Source organism: Amycolatopsis sp. cmx-4-61 (genome assembly GCF_046548775.1).
GTDB lineage: Bacteria > Actinomycetota > Actinomycetes > Mycobacteriales > Pseudonocardiaceae > Amycolatopsis.
On sequence record NZ_JAEBEI010000035.1, the window covers coordinates 17,960 to 31,663 of the forward strand.

Genomic DNA, 13,704 nt, shown 5'->3' on the forward strand with positions numbered 1-13,704 from the left:
CCTCTTCTTGACGTAAGTGAACCCGGATCGGTTGTCCCCCGGCATCAACCCGGAGGCTGACCGCCCCATGGTCCTCGGGGGTGTGAAGCTGGTCGCAGGCGGTTGGGGGCGGTCCGGGGGCGTGTCACCCTGTGAGACGCCTCTGCTCCACGACCCGGGGACCTCGCCGAGGCCTCGAGGGAAGGACGGTCGACGACGATGTCCGCCAGCGCCGAAGAACCCGCCCCGTACGGCACCGGATCCGCCGCTCCCGCGGCGCGCCCGCCGGGCCGGAAGGTCCGCGTCCACCACCTGCGTGAGCTCAAGGAACGCGGCGAACCGTGGCCCATGCTCACCGCCTACGACATGTACACCGCCGCGCTCTTCGACGAGGCCGGGATCCCCGTGCTGCTCGTCGGCGACTCCGCGGCCAACAACGTCTTCGGGTACGACACCTCGCTGCCGGTGACGGTCGACGAGCTGCTGCCGCTGGTCCGGGCGGTCACCCGGTCGGTCAAGCGGGCCCTCGTGGTCGCGGACCTGCCGTTCGGCTCCTACCAGCTCTCGCCGCAACAGGCGCTGGAAACCTCGGTGCGCTTCATGAAAGAGGGCCGCGCGCACGCCGTCAAGCTCGAAGGCGGCCGGCGGTTCGCTCCGCACGTCGAGGCGCTGACCTCGGCCGGCGTACCGGTGATGGGCCACATCGGGTTCACCCCGCAGAGCGAGCACAACCTCGGCGGCTACCGGGTGCAGGGGCGCGGCGAAGCGGCGGACGTGCTGCTCGCCGACGCGCTGGCGCTGCAGAAGGCCGGGGCGTTCGCAGTGGTGATGGAGATGGTGCCCGCCGAAGCAGCCAAGCGCGTCACGGCGGAGCTGGCGATCCCGACGGTCGGCATCGGCGCGGGCCCGGACTGCGACGCGCAGGTGCTGGTCTGGCAGGACATGGCCGGCCTGCGGCGCGGCAAGGCGCCGCGGTTCGTCAAGCGCTACGCCGACGTGGCGACGGTGCTGCAGAACGCGGCGGCGGAGTTCGCCGAGGACGTCCGGCGCGGGGAGTTCCCGGCACCGGAGCACGCCTTCCACGACTGAGCCCGAGCGCCCCAAGGCGGCCTTGGTTGCGTCACACGCACCGAAGGCCGCCTTGGGTGCGTCACACGCACCGAAGGCCACATTGGGGCGCTCGGGGGGCTGGGTCATCGGTGCTTGAACCGTTCGGCGAGGGTCGGGTCGGATTCCCACCAGAGAGCGGACGGCCCGGCGTTCTCCTCCTCGTCCAGGTGGGCGTCGATCTGCTTCGCGCGCCGGGCGTCGTCGCGGGCCCACCGGACCAGCAGCGCCACCACGAACGGCAGGCCCGCGACGTCGCCGCCGATCCACAGCACGCCCGCGCCGATGATCTGATCGGTGCGCGGATCCGGGCCCCGGCCCGGGTGGGCGGCCGCGTAGTGCGCCGGGGCCAGCAGCGGGCCGAGCCACAGCACCAGGCCGAGCGCGCCGTCGAAGACGACCTCGGTGAGCGCGATCCAGATCGACACCAGGTGCGGGTCCTCCCGCGGCGTCGGATCGAGGCCCAGGCGCGTCCAGAAGTACGTGAACCCGGCCAGGACGAGGACGAGCCGCACCAGGCCGTCGGCGAGCGGCGAACGCAGCGTGAGGTCGTACAGCGGCGTCAGGTACAGCACCAGCACCGGCGCCACCAGGACGGCCGTGACGACCGGCGGGAACGTCAGCGCGCGGGCGAGCGGGCCGCGGCCGTGCCGCCGCAGGCCGGTCGCGCGCGGGAAGGTGTCCAGGAGCAGCCGGATCGGCGCGCCCAGGGCGAGCAGCAGCGGCGTGATCATCAGCAGCGTGACGGTCTGGACGGCCCGGACCCAGAAGAACGTCGTGTCGTAGACCGCCAGCGGGGAGCAGGTGACGACGAGGATCGTCGCGAGCCCGAGGAGGAACGCCGTCGTCCGCCCCGGCGGCCAGCCGCGGCCGCGGGCCGCGCGGACGTAGAGCGTGCCCCCGGCGAGCACGCCGATGACCGCCGGAGCGTCGAACGTCAGCGGCACGTCACACCGCGAAGAACATCAGGCTGCCGATTCCGGCGACCACGCAGTAAATGGCGAACGGGGTCAGAGTGCGTGTTTCGAAGTATCCGGTGAGGAAACGGACAGAAATGTACGAAGCGACCCCCGCGATGAGGCTGCCGACGAGCGCCGGACCGAGCGAAGCGTGGTTCTCGGGGGCGAACAGCGTCGGCATCTTCAGCACGCCCGCGGCCAGGATCACCGGCGTGGCGAGCAGGAACGCGAAGCGCGCCGCGTCCTCGTGCCCCAGCCCGCGGCGCAGGCCGGCGACCATCGTGATGCCCGAGCGGCTGATGCCCGGCAGCAGCGCGAGGATCTGCGCGGCGCCGATCAGCACCGCCTCGCCGACCCGCAGCTTCGCCAGCCGGACGTCGGTGGCCTCCTCGACGGTGACCGCCCGCATCACCAGGGTTTCTTCGGCGGAAAAGTCCACTGTGTCCGCTTCCGCGACGGCCTTGCCCGGCCGGGAGAACTTCTCGGCGGCGTAGAGCACACCGCCGTTGAGCGCCAGGAAGATCGCCGCGGGCACCGGCTTGCCGAGGAAGTCGCGCAGCAGGCCTTCGAAGAGCAGGCCGGCCAGCCCGACCGGGATGGTGGCGAGCACCAGCAGCCACGCGAGCCGCTGGTCGGGCGTGCGGACCTCGCGACGGCGGATCGACGTCCACAGCCCGCCGATGATCCGCACCCAGTCCTTGCGGAAGAACAGGACAAGCGCGAGCGCCGTGGCGACGTGCATCGCCACCAGCACCGCCAGGTACGGCGAATCCTTCCCGATGCTCAGGTCCCGCTGCCACGACCCGCCGAGCCAGGCCGGCAACAGGATGCTGTGGCCGAGACTGGACACCGGAAACAATTCCGACACCCCTTGCAAGGCGCCGACGACAATCGCCTCGACGTAGGTAACCGCGGACATTCCGTACCCCTTTTTCTCGAATCCCGACACGGAAAGTACCGGCCCTTTCGTTAGCACCGGGCAAGGGGGACGCGCCGGCTCAGCGTCTCCACAGCCGCTGTTCACATTCATGAACATCAGTCATGTTCTTGACTGGTGTTCGGCTCGTGGCTTAGCGTTTAGCCCGTCGCCGCCACGACGAAGCATCGAACCTCGACGAGGAGGATGGGAATGCGTGTGCGGATCACCGGCCGTCGTGACCACCCCGACGGCATCGGACTCGCCGTCCCCTCGGAGTTCGCGAAAGCGGCCCCTCACCGCTGACGCGTCACGGACGGGGACCCGCTCAGCCCGGCGGCGGGGGCGGGTCCCCACCTTTCTCGGCCGTCGTCCCGGCGCCCGGCGGCGAGGCGCCGGGGCGGCGGCCGGGTTCCGGGTGGCGGAGCCCCCGGCCTAGGGCGAAGCCCCGGATGTCACAACCGTCTTCCGGGGGTTCCGGGTGGCGGAGCCCCCGGCCCGGGGCGCAGCCCCGGATGTCACAACCGTCTTCCGGGGGTTCCGGGTGGCGGAGCCCCCGGCCCGGGGCGCAGCCCGGGATGTCACAGTGACGGGCATGGACGAGCTCTACCCGCCGATCGGCCCGCGCGCCGAAGGGTTCCTGGACGTCGGTGACGGGCACCGGGTCCGCTGCCAGGACGCGGGCAACCCGGCCGGGAAGCCGGTGGTGGTCCTGCACGGCGGCCCCGGGAGCGGGATCGCCCCGATGGCGCGGCGGCACTTCGACCCGGCCGCGTACCGGATCGTGCAGTTCGACCAGCGCGGGTCCGGCGCGTCGACGCCGGGCGCGGACGACCTCACGGCCAACACGCTCTGGCACCTGGTCGCGGACATGGAACTGCTGCGCGAGCGGCTGGGCATCGAGCGCTGGCAGCTCTTCGGCGGCTCCTGGGGCGCCGCGCTGGCCCTCGCGTACGCCGAGACGCACCCTTCGCGGGTCAGCGAAATCATCCTCCGGGGCGTGTTCACCGTCCGGCAGAGCGAACTGGACTGGATCTACCGCGGCGGCGCGGCCCACCTGTTCCCGCGCGAGTGGGAGGCGTTCCTCGCCCCGCTCCCGGAGGCCCTGCGCGACGACCCGCTCGCCGGGTACGCCGTGTTGCTCGACGACCCGGCCGAAGAAGTCCGCCACCGCGCGGCGGTCGCGTGGAGCACCTGGGAAGGGGCGACGGTCTCGGTGGTGCCGCAGGAGGCGTTCGTCCGCCAGTACGCCGACCCGGCGTTCGCGCTGACGTTCGCCCGGCTCGCCGTCCACTACTTCACCCGGGGCGCCTGGCTCGACGACGGGCAGCTGATCCGCGACGCGGGCAAGCTCGCGGGTATCCCGGGCGTGATCGTCCAGGGCCGCTTCGACACGGTCTGCCCACCGGTCACGGCGTACGAGCTGAACCGGGCGTGGCCCGGTTCGGAGCTGAAGCTGCTCGAAGGCGCCGGGCACGCGGTGACGGACCCGGGTGTGCAGGCCGCGTTGCGCGCGGCGACGGATTCATTCCGCGAGTAGCACGGCGAACACCCGCCCGAGCTTGCGCCGCAGCACGTCTTCGCCGGCCCGATTCAGCTCGGTACTGCCGATGAGGGTGCGCATCAGCCGGAACCCGGCAATCACCGACAAGGTCAGCGCGGCGTCCGCGTGCTGCCGCCCCGGGAGCAGGTCGGTCAGGTGCTTCTCGACGTGCCGCTCGATGCCGGCGCGCAGGATCTCCGCGGCCCGGGGGTTGGCCGCCGAGCGCAGCACCAGCAGGAACGCCAACGTCGTCTCGGCGGTCCGGATGATCCACCGGTTCGTCCCGGGCATGCGCGAGCGCGGCTGGGGCCGGGTGGTCCAGCCCCTGGCCATGCAGCCGCACTACACGGCGACGCTGGCCGCGCGGCACAACCTCGCGGTGTCGCTGGCGCGGGACCTGGCGGGCACGGGCGTGACGTTGAACGTGGTCTCCCCCGGCGCGATCCTGGTGGACGCGGTGCACGAGCTGCTCACGGAAATCGCCCCGAAGCGCGGGTGGGGCACGCAGTGGCCGGAGATCGAAGCGGCCGCGGCCCGCGACCTGGTGCCGAACGACATCGGCCGCCTCGGCCGTCCCGAGGAGATCGCGGCCGCCTTCGGTTACCTGGTGAGCCCGGCGGCGGCGCGACGATCCGCGTCGACGGCGGCACGATCCGGTCAGTCCACCAGAGCCGCACTAGAGCCGTCCGCCCGACGCCGTGTCGCCGGACAGCCGTTGCGCCAGGTACACCGGGACCGTCGACACGACGATCAGCACCGCCGCCACCACGTTCACGATCGGGGCCTGGTTCGGCCGGAACAGGTTGTTGTAGATCCAGATCGGCAGCGTCTCCATGCCCGTGCCCAGGGTGAACGTCGTCACGATGATCTCGTCGAACGACAGCGCGAACGCCAGCAGCCCGCCTGCCAGCAGCGCCGAACGCAGCATCGGGAACGTCACCAGCCGGAACGTCGTGAGGCCGGTCGCGCCGAGGTCCATCGACGCCTCCTCGAGGTTGCCGCCCATCCGGCGCAGCCGCGCGACGACGTTGTTGAACACCACCACGATGCAGAAGGTCGCGTGGGCGATGATCGCCGTCAGCAGGCCGAGGTCGATGCCGAGGATCGTCCGGAACGCGTTGTTCAGCGCGATGCCGGTGACGATCCCCGGCAGCGCGATCGGCAGGATGATCAGCAGCGACACGGGGTTGCGGCCGAAGAACCGGTAGCGCTGCAGGGCGAACGCCGCCATCGTGCCGAGCACCAGCGCGATCGCCGTCGCCGCCAAGCCCGCCTCGACGCTCGTCCACAGCGCGTGCAGCGCCCCTTCGTTGGCCGCGGCCCGGCTCCACCACTCGACGGTGAACCGGGTCGGCGGGAAGCCGAACGTCGTGTCCGCGTTGAACGAGTTGAGCAGCACCACGGCCAGCGGGAAGTAGATCACCGCCAGGCCGAGCCCCAGCGCCGTCCACAGCAGCTTGCGCACGAGAGCTCCTAGAGGTTGTCCAGCGCGCCGGTCCGGCGCACGGCGGCCAGGTAGACCAGCATGATCACGACCGGCACGGTCGCCACCGTCGCCGCGAACGGCAGGTCGTTGGCCGCGCCGATGTTGTCGTAGACGACGTTGCCCAGCATCTGCGAAGTACCGCCGACGATCTTCACCGCGATGTAGTCACCCAGCGACAGCGAGAACGTGAAGATCGAGCCCGCCACGATCGCCGGGAAGGTCAGCGGCAGGATCACCGAGCGGAACGTCCGCAGCGAGCGGGCGCCCAGGTCGCCCGAAGCGTCCACGAGGGAGTCCGGCAGCCGATCCAGGCCCGCGTAGATCGGCAGGATCATGTACGGCAGCCAGAGGTAGGACAGCGTCATGATGGTGGCGGTGACGCCGTAACCGGGCGAAAGCCAGTTCAGGGCGCCGTTGCCGGACAGCATCGACCGCCACGCGTACGCCTTGACGAGGTAGCTCGCCCACAGCGGGGTCATCACCGCGATCACCAGGATCCGCTGCGCCCGCGGCGAAGCGAGCTTGGCCATCGCGTACGCCATCGGGAACGCGACCACCGCGTCGATGACCGTGACCAGCGCCGCGATCCCGACCGTGCGGAAGGTGATCGTGCGGTACACCGCGTCGCTGAACAGCGTCTTGAAGTTGTCCAGCGACCAGTCGATGACGACCTGGCCGGTGAAGGCGTCGGTGCGCCAGAACGCCGTGACGAACAGCGCGGCGAGCGCGCCCAGGTAGGCCAGACCGAGCCAGAGCAGCGGGGCCGACAGCAGGAAACCCAGGCGCAGCCGGGGTTTCCGGTAGAAGAAGGCGGAAACGGCGGTCATCGTGCCTCGCAGGAATGGGTCCGGGAGCGGCGGGCGGAGTGGGGGGACACAGCCCGCCGCTCCCGGAGTTCGGGGGGATCAGCCCTTGATCTCGGTCCAGGCCTTCGTCCACTCGCCGTAGTCCGTGCACTTGACGTCCGTGCGGCCGTCGAGGCACTGCTGGATCGGCGTGGTCCAGTACGCGATCTTCGCCGCGTAGCCGGCGTCGTTGGCGTGGTAGGTGTCGCAGAGGGTCTTGTCGGTCAGCTCCGCACACGCCTTGGGGTTGGCCGGCGCCTCGCCGAAGTACTCGGCGACCTGGGCGTTGACCTTCGGGCTGATGATGTAGTCGAGCCACTTGTACGCGCACGTCTTGTGCGCCGACTTCGCCGCGACCATCCAGGTGTCCGACCACCCGGTGGCGCCCTCGCTCGGCACGGACGCCTCCAGCGGCGCACCCTCGCCCTTGGTCAGGTTGACCGTGACCTGCCAGGCGGTGCCGACGACGGCGTCGCCGTTCTTCAGCGCCTGCGACTCCTTGAGGTAGTCCGACCAGTACTCGGACACCAGGGGCCGCTGCTGCTTGAGCAGGTTCACCGCGGCGGCGAACTGCTTGTCGTCGAGGGCGTACGGGTTCTTGATGCCGAGGTCCGGCTGGTGCGTCTGGAGGTACAGGGCCGCGTCGGCGATGTAGATCGGCGAGTCGTAGGCGATCACTTTCCCCTTGTAGGACGAATTCGCGTCGAACATGACCGACCACGAATTCGGCGCGGGCGTCACCTTGTCGGTGCGCCAGGTCAGCAGGTTGGCGCCCCAACCGTGCGGGATGCCGTATGCCGTCCCGTTCACGCTGTTCCACGGCTTGTTCTTCAGGAACGGCTGGACGTCGGCGTAGTTCGGGACCAGCGCGGTGTTCACCGGCTCGGCGTCGCCGGAAGCGACGAGCCGCAGCGACGCGTCACCGGAGGCGGAGACGACGTCGTACTGTCCGGTCTTCATCAGGGTCACGGCCTCGTCGGACGTGCCGAACGGCTTGACGCTCACCTTGCAGCCGGTCTGCTGCTCGAACGGCGTCACCCAGTTGACCTTCGGGTCGTTCGAGCCGTTCTCCGCGTACCCCGGCCAGGCCAGGACGTTCAGCTGGCCTTCCGGCTGCCCCAGCGCCTTCAGCGCTTCCAGCTTCGGCGGCGTGAACCCCTGAGCGCCCGGCGGCGCGGCGGAGTTGGAACCGGACGTGCCACATGCAGCCAACAGCAGGCTGGCGCCGAGGAGCCCGGCAAGCCGCGTCTTCCTGTTCTTCATGGCAACCCTTCTGGACTACTACTGGACCTGGAAGCTGTGTTCGTTGCGCCAGCTCAGCCGGACGCGGCCGTCCGCCGAAACGCCGTCGGTGTTCTGCCGGACGACCGAGAGCTGGCCGCCGGCGTCGAGCGCGACCGAGTACCGGACGGTGGCCCCGGCGTAGACGACGTCGGTGACCGTGCCGGTGGCGCTGGTGTCCCCCGCCGCGGCGGGTTCGGACAGGGCGTCGTCGATGCGGATCTTCTCCGGCCGGATGCTGAACAGCCCCGGCCGGCCGATCACGGACTCGGCGCCGCGGCCGCCCAGCAGGTTCGACGTGCCGACGAACCCGGCGACGAACGCGCTCGCGGGCCGTTCGTAGACCTCTTCGGGCGGGCCGACCTGCTCGATCCTGCCTTCGTTGAACACCGCGATGCGGTCGCTCATGGTGAGGGCTTCGTCCTGGTCGTGGGTGACGAAGACGAACGTGATGCCGACGTCCCGCTGGATCTGCTTGAGCTCCAGCTGCATGGCCTGGCGCAGCTTGAGGTCCAGCGCGCCCAGTGGTTCGTCGAGCAGCAGCACCTTGGGCCGGTTCACCAGCGCGCGGGCGAGCGCGACGCGCTGGCGCTGCCCGCCGGACAGCTGCGCGGGCCTGCGCGAGCCGTAGTCCTCCAGCCGCACGGTCTTCAGCGCCTCGAGCGCCCGCTCCCGGCGTTGCTGCTTCGGGACGCGCTTGACGCGCAGGCCGTACTCGACGTTCTGCTGCACGGTCATGTGCGGGAACAGCGCGTAGTCCTGGAACACCGTGTTGACGTCCCGCTCGAACGGCGCGAGCCGGCTGACGTCGTGACCGTCGAGCTCGATGGTGCCGCCGGTGGGCAGCTCGAACCCCGCGATCATGCGCAGCACCGTCGTCTTGCCGGAGCCGGACGGGCCGAGCATCGAGAAGAACTCGCCCGGCGGGATGTCGAGGTCGACGCCGTCGACCGCGTGGACGTCGCCGAAGTGCTTGTGCAGCCCGGAAAGCCGGATCGCCGGGCGCGTACTTTCCGGCGCCGCGGGCGTTTCCCGCGTCTCGGACGGGGCTCGGTGGGGCGATTGGTTCGGCACGGCGACCCTCACAGTGCGCTCATCACGTGCTTGACGCGGGTGTAGTCCTCGAGGCCGTAGAGCGAGAGGTCCTTGCCGTAGCCGGACTTCTTGAACCCGCCGTGCGGCATCTCGGCGACCAGGGGGATGTGCGTGTTGATCCAGACGCAGCCGAAGTCGAGCTTCGCGGCGGCGCGCATCGCCCGCTGGTGGTCGCGGGTCCAGACCGAGGACGCGAGGCCGTACTGGACGGCGTTCGCGCTCTTCAGCGCTTCGGCCTCGTCTGCGAAGCGCTGGACGGTGATGACCGGGCCGAAGATCTCGTTCTGGCTCATCTCGTCGTCCTGGCGGAGGCCCGAGACGACGGTGGCCTCGTAGAAGTAGCCCTCGTCGCCGGCGCGGTGTCCTCCGCAGTGGACGGTGGCGTGCTCCGGCAGCCGGTCGACGAACCCGGCCACCTTCTCCAGCTGCGTTGCGTTGTTGAGCGGGCCGTAGGTGACGTCTTCGTCGTCCGGCCTGCCCGTCTTGGTCTGCTCGGCCTGGCGGGTGAGGGCGGCGACGAAGGTGTCGTGCACGTCGTCGGCGACCAGCACCCGGGTGGCGGCGGTGCAGTCCTGGCCCGCGTTGAAGTACCCGGCGACGGCGATGGCCTCGGCGGCGGCTTCGAGGTCGGCGTCGCCGAAGACGATGACCGGCGCCTTGCCGCCGAGTTCCAGGTGCACGCGCTTGACGTCGTTCGCGGCGGACTTCGCGACTTCGATGCCCGCCCGGACCGAGCCGGTGATCGAGACCATGGCCGGGATGTCGTGCTCGACCAGCGCGCGACCGGTGTCGCGGTCGCCGCAGAGCACGTTGAACACGCCCGGCGGGAAGAACTCACCGGCGATCTCCGCGAGCAGCAGTGACGACGCCGGCGTGGTGTCGGACGGCTTGAGCACGACGGTGTTGCCGGCCGCGAGCGCGGGCGCGATCTTCCAGATGGCCATCAGCAGCGGGTAGTTCCACGGCGTGACCTGCGCGCAGACGCCGACGGGCTCGCGGCGGACGAAGGAGGTGTGCCCCTCGAGGTACTCCCCCGCCGCGCGGCCTTCGAGCACGCGGGCGGCCCCGGCGAAGAACCGGACCTGGTCCAGGACCATCGGGATCTCTTCGGCCATGGTCAACGCGATCGGCTTCCCGGTGTTCGCGGACTCGACGCGCACGATCTCTTCGGCGCGGGCTTCGAGCGCGTCGGCGAGTTTGAGCAGCGCGAGCTGGCGCTGGGCGGGGGTCGTCGTGCGCCAGGTCTCGAACGCGGTCGCGGCGACCTGCAGCGCGTTGTCGACGTCCTCGGGCCCGGCGATCGGCGCGGTGCAGTAGGGACGCCCGGTGACCGGGTCGGTGATTTCCGCGGTCCGGCCCGACTTGGACTCGACGTACGCGCCGCCGACGTAGTGCTTCAGCTCGTGCACGGTGCCTCCTGGCTGGCGATCGGGGCTAAAACATATAAGTCCATATGTAATAGGACAAGGGGATGGGGCAAGATTGGTGCGAACGGGTACCTCGACGGCCGAAGGGTCACGATGCGCAAGGGCATGTCGCACAGCGCGCGGTCCGCCATGTTCGCGCCGCTCGGCCAGGTCGGGCGGGCGGAGGCGGTGGCGGCGCGGCTGGTCGACGCCATCACGCTCGGCCTGCTCGCCGACGCCGAACAGCTGCCGAGCGAAGCCGACCTGGCCGCCCAGTTCGGCGTTTCGACCGTGACGGTCCGGGAAGCGCTGGTGGCGTTGCGGCAGCAGGGGCTGGTCGAGACGCGACGGGGCCGCAGCGGCGGCAGTTTCGTCCGGGCGCCGGCCAACCCACCCGCGGACGCCTGGCGCGCGCGGCTGCGCGAGGTGTCACTGTCGGACCTGCGGGACGTCGGCGACCACTACCTCGCGATCGCCGGGGCCGCGGCCAAGCTCGCCGCCGAGCGCAGCTCCCCCGAAGACGTCTCCCGGCTGCGGCTGGCGGCCGACGACCTCCGCACGGCCCACGGTCTCGACTTCACGCGGGCGGAGCGGCAGTTCCACCTGGAGGTCGCGGCGGCCGCGCAGTCGCCGCGGCTGACGCACGAAGAGGTCCACCTGCAAAGTGAGCTCGGCGGCCTGCTGTGGCTGCCGCTCGGGCCGGCGGCCCCGGCGTGCGAGGAACACGCGGCCATCACCGCGGCGATTTCCGCCGCGGACGGCGAACTGGCCCGCAAGCTGACCGAGGAACACCTGCTGGCCGCGCTCGACCGGCTCGCGGACGTGCACCTCGACTTGCTCACCCCGTAAACTCCGCACCACTCCGCGCATCGAGGTGACCACTGTGAACGACACCCGCACGCTGGCCGGCGACGAGGTCGTCGAGCAGGTTTCCGCGTTGGTGGAAGGGGTTTTCGAACGCCTGAAGCCGCTGCTGGCCGCGGCCGAGTCGGTGCTGGCGGACACCCCGGCCGCGGTGGCGCTGCACCGGATCCGCCCGCAGGTCACCGAGGCACTCGGCGGGCTCATCATCGGCGCGGGCTTCGTCAGCGCCCCGAAGGTGCTGGCGGATTCGGAATTCGGCTTCGAGTGGTGGACGGCGGGGTCGCCCCCGGCCCAGCTGTTCATCAGCCTCGACCCGGCGAGCGAGAACTTCCTGGACTACACGCGCCAGTCGTGGTTCACGGTCCCCCGCGACACCGGGCGGCGGCACATCAACGGCCCGTACGTGGACTACCTGTGCACCGACGAGTACACGCTGACGTTCACGATCCCGGTGACGCGCGCCGGTTCGTTCGCGGGCGTGGTGGGGGCCGACGTGTACGTGCGCGAGTTCGAGCGCGCGGTGCGGCCGAGGTTGCGTTCGTTGGGCCGCGGGGCGGCTTTGCTGAACGCGCAGGGGCGGGTGATCGTGTCCAACAGCGTCCGGCAGCCGACGGGCTCGCTGGTCCGCGAGGCCGACGTCCCGGCGTGGTGGTCGGCGGGCGCGGAGCCGGGGCCGTCGTTGCGGCGTTGCGGGGACTCGCCGATCGTCCTGGTGACCGGCGCCTGACCCAAGCGATCGGGGGTCAGGCGGGCGTCTGCAGGGCCACCCAGAGTTCCGCGCGGACGCCGGGGGAATCGAGGTCGCGGCCCAGCAGCTCCTGCGCCTTGGTGATCCGGTTGCGCAGCGTGTGCCGGTGGACGCCCAGCCGCGCGGCGGCGGTGTCCCAGTGGCCGTGGTGCTCCAGCCAGCAGCGCAGGGACTCGACCAGGTCGCCGCGGCCCGTTTCGTCGTGGCGGCGCAACGGGGCCAGGAGGCCGCCGGCAAACGCTTGCGCCACCACCGGGTCGATCAGCGACAGGAGACCGCGGCCGGTGTGCTCGGCCGCCGAGACCAGGATCTTGTCCTCGGCCTCCGCCGCCCGGGCCGCCAGCTCCGCCTGCTGGAGCCCGGTCGCGAAGTCGCCCGGGGCGACCGGCCCCGCCAGGCCGCCGTGCAGGCCGCCGATCCGCAGCGCCGCCTCGGCCGCCGGCTCGACCACGCTCGCCGGGCCGAAGGCGACCACCGACGAACCGCAGCGGGCCGCGAACAGCTTGCCCTCGATCGCCGCGAGCAGCTTGCGCCGGGCCGCGGGCGGGCCGAGGAACACCAGTACCGACCACGGCGCGTCCGGCGGCTCACCACCGGACGCGCTCAGCACCCGCAGCGCCAGGTCGGCTTGACCGCCCGCGAGCAGTTCCACCAGCCCCGTCCGCAGCGCCTCCCGCGCCGCCGCCTGGGCGCGGTCCTGTTCCAGCGCCAGGGAAAGCACCGAGACCGCGGTGTTCACGATGTGCCGGCCCGCGGTGTCGAGCGGCTCCGCGGTGCCGACGGCGAGCACCCGCCGGGCGCTGGTGTCGAGGGTCTGCAGCACGACTTCCTGCCCGTCGAGCGAGAAGGCCCGCGTGCCGGTGCGAAGCCGCTCCAGCTCTTCGCGCAGCGAAGCGCCGTACGCTCGCGCGGTTGCCGGAGCGGCTTCGGTCACGGTCGTGCGATCGAAGAGCAGCACCCAGCCGTCGACCAGCTTCGCCAGCTTCCGCAGCACTCCGGCCGGGCCGCCCTTGCCGACCGCCGTGCGGGTCAGCTCCTGCTGGGCGCGGCCGATGCGGACCGTCGTCGCGTACTCGTCGGCCGCCACCGCCCGTGAGACCGCCCGGGTGATCGCGATGAACGGCGTCTTCCGCGGCACTTCCAGCACCGGCAGCCCCACTTCGGCCGCCGTCGCCACGAGGGCCCGCGGGACGTGCTCGTGGCTCAGCCCGACGCCGAAGCCGAGGCCGGCGACCCCGGCGGCCACGAGACGGCGGACGTAGGCCGGTGCGGTCTCCTCGGCCAGGGCCAGCCCGGTGGTGAGCAGCAGCTCGCCGCCTTCGAGGAAGGCCTGTGGATCCGTCAGCTCGGTGGGGTGGACCCAGCCGATGGGGCGGTCCAGGACGTCGTCCCCGGTCAGCACCCGCAGCCCGAGCGGGCGCTCGGCGGCCAGTCCGGCCAGGGTGAGTGCCATAACGGCCAATTCTACGCGCGCT

13 protein-coding genes and 1 pseudogene are annotated in these 13,704 nt (G+C 71.3%); 5 read left to right on the plus strand and 9 right to left on the minus strand.

Annotated features, from left to right (window positions below; genetic code table 11):
- The first annotated feature begins 198 nt into the window (after positions 1-198).
- Complete coding sequence (panB, locus tag ACLJOU_RS45465) at positions 199-1,068, plus strand: 3-methyl-2-oxobutanoate hydroxymethyltransferase (protein WP_410575513.1); 870 nt, start codon at positions 199-201, stop codon at positions 1,066-1,068.
- A gap of 104 nt (positions 1,069-1,172) precedes the next feature.
- On the opposite strand, the gene ACLJOU_RS45470 is transcribed toward panB, so the two are convergent.
- Both ACLJOU_RS45470 and ACLJOU_RS45475 read right to left on the minus strand, forming a co-directional pair.
- On the minus strand, positions 1,173-2,033 hold the full coding sequence (locus tag ACLJOU_RS45470) for a cytochrome c oxidase assembly protein (protein ID WP_410575514.1): 861 nt from the start codon (positions 2,031-2,033) through the stop codon (positions 1,173-1,175).
- A gap of 1 nt (position 2,034) precedes the next feature.
- Positions 2,035-2,964 (minus strand): undecaprenyl-diphosphate phosphatase, encoded by a 930-nt coding sequence (locus tag ACLJOU_RS45475; RefSeq protein WP_410575515.1) that lies wholly within the window; start codon positions 2,962-2,964, stop codon positions 2,035-2,037.
- 592 nt (positions 2,965-3,556) lie between these two features.
- Between ACLJOU_RS45475 and pip the strand changes: the two genes are divergently transcribed.
- Complete coding sequence (pip, locus tag ACLJOU_RS45480) at positions 3,557-4,501, plus strand: prolyl aminopeptidase (RefSeq protein WP_410575516.1); 945 nt, start codon at positions 3,557-3,559, stop codon at positions 4,499-4,501.
- Here pip and ACLJOU_RS45485 read toward each other — a convergent pair.
- Complete coding sequence (locus ACLJOU_RS45485; protein ID WP_410575517.1) at positions 4,487-4,837, minus strand: hypothetical protein; 351 nt, start codon at positions 4,835-4,837, stop codon at positions 4,487-4,489. The genes pip and ACLJOU_RS45485 overlap by 15 nt on opposite strands.
- Between ACLJOU_RS45485 and ACLJOU_RS45490 the strand changes: the two are divergent.
- Positions 4,794-5,069: pseudogene (locus ACLJOU_RS45490) on the plus strand (SDR family NAD(P)-dependent oxidoreductase); the annotation flags it as partial. The gene ACLJOU_RS45485 and the pseudogene ACLJOU_RS45490 sit on opposite strands and share 44 nt — an antisense overlap.
- 111 nt (positions 5,070-5,180) lie before the next feature.
- Here the strand turns inward: ACLJOU_RS45490 and ACLJOU_RS45495 are convergent.
- The 5 genes from ACLJOU_RS45495 to ACLJOU_RS45515 form a co-directional block, all read right to left on the minus strand.
- Positions 5,181-5,969 carry an ABC transporter permease gene (locus ACLJOU_RS45495; RefSeq protein ID WP_410575518.1) on the minus strand — a complete coding sequence of 263 codons (789 nt, stop codon included), beginning with the start codon at positions 5,967-5,969 and terminating at the stop codon, positions 5,181-5,183.
- A gap of 8 nt (positions 5,970-5,977) precedes the next feature.
- Entirely contained in the window at positions 5,978-6,817 is an 840-nt protein-coding gene (locus ACLJOU_RS45500) for an ABC transporter permease (protein ID WP_410575519.1), read from the minus strand.
- A 78-nt stretch (positions 6,818-6,895) separates the two neighbouring features.
- Positions 6,896-8,098, minus strand: coding sequence for an ABC transporter substrate-binding protein (locus ACLJOU_RS45505; RefSeq protein ID WP_410575520.1), 1,203 nt, complete (start codon positions 8,096-8,098; stop codon positions 6,896-6,898).
- A gap of 18 nt (positions 8,099-8,116) precedes the next feature.
- Positions 8,117-9,202 (minus strand): ABC transporter ATP-binding protein, encoded by a 1,086-nt coding sequence (locus ACLJOU_RS45510; RefSeq protein WP_410575521.1) that lies wholly within the window; start codon positions 9,200-9,202, stop codon positions 8,117-8,119.
- Entirely contained in the window at positions 9,199-10,620 is a 1,422-nt protein-coding gene (locus tag ACLJOU_RS45515) for a gamma-aminobutyraldehyde dehydrogenase (protein WP_410575522.1), read from the minus strand. Before ACLJOU_RS45515 ends, ACLJOU_RS45510 begins: the two co-directional genes overlap by 4 nt.
- A 111-nt stretch (positions 10,621-10,731) precedes the next feature.
- On the opposite strand from ACLJOU_RS45515, the gene ACLJOU_RS45520 reads away from it, so the two are divergent.
- Positions 10,732-11,466 carry a FadR/GntR family transcriptional regulator gene (locus ACLJOU_RS45520; protein ID WP_410575523.1) on the plus strand — a complete coding sequence of 245 codons (735 nt, stop codon included), beginning with the start codon at positions 10,732-10,734 and terminating at the stop codon, positions 11,464-11,466.
- Positions 11,467-11,500: 34 nt separating this feature from the next.
- Positions 11,501-12,208, plus strand: a complete 708-nt coding sequence (locus ACLJOU_RS45525) for a cache domain-containing protein (protein ID WP_410575524.1) — start codon at positions 11,501-11,503, stop codon at positions 12,206-12,208.
- 16 nt (positions 12,209-12,224) lie between these two features.
- Here ACLJOU_RS45525 and ACLJOU_RS45530 read toward each other — a convergent pair whose 3' ends face one another.
- Positions 12,225-13,682 carry a PucR family transcriptional regulator gene (locus tag ACLJOU_RS45530; RefSeq protein ID WP_410575525.1) on the minus strand — a complete coding sequence of 486 codons (1,458 nt, stop codon included), beginning with the start codon at positions 13,680-13,682 and terminating at the stop codon, positions 12,225-12,227.
- Between the last annotated feature and the right edge of the window lie 22 nt (positions 13,683-13,704).

Excerpts from the sequence above, each read along its gene's own strand:
- panB (WP_410575513.1), top strand. The coding sequence starts at position 199 with ATGTCCGCCAGCGCCGAAGAACCCGCCCCGTACGGCACCGGATCCGCC.
- pip (WP_410575516.1), top strand. The coding sequence starts at position 3,557 with ATGGACGAGCTCTACCCGCCGATCGGCCCGCGCGCCGAAGGGTTCCTG.
- ACLJOU_RS45530 (WP_410575525.1), bottom strand. The coding sequence starts at position 13,682 with ATGGCACTCACCCTGGCCGGACTGGCCGCCGAGCGCCCGCTCGGGCTG.
- ACLJOU_RS45505 (WP_410575520.1), bottom strand. The coding sequence starts at position 8,098 with ATGAAGAACAGGAAGACGCGGCTTGCCGGGCTCCTCGGCGCCAGCCTG.
- ACLJOU_RS45520 (WP_410575523.1), top strand. The coding sequence starts at position 10,732 with ATGCGCAAGGGCATGTCGCACAGCGCGCGGTCCGCCATGTTCGCGCCG.
- ACLJOU_RS45500 (WP_410575519.1), bottom strand. The coding sequence starts at position 6,817 with ATGACCGCCGTTTCCGCCTTCTTCTACCGGAAACCCCGGCTGCGCCTG.
- ACLJOU_RS45485 (WP_410575517.1), bottom strand. The coding sequence starts at position 4,837 with ATGGCCAGGGGCTGGACCACCCGGCCCCAGCCGCGCTCGCGCATGCCC.
- ACLJOU_RS45475 (WP_410575515.1), bottom strand. The coding sequence starts at position 2,964 with ATGTCCGCGGTTACCTACGTCGAGGCGATTGTCGTCGGCGCCTTGCAA.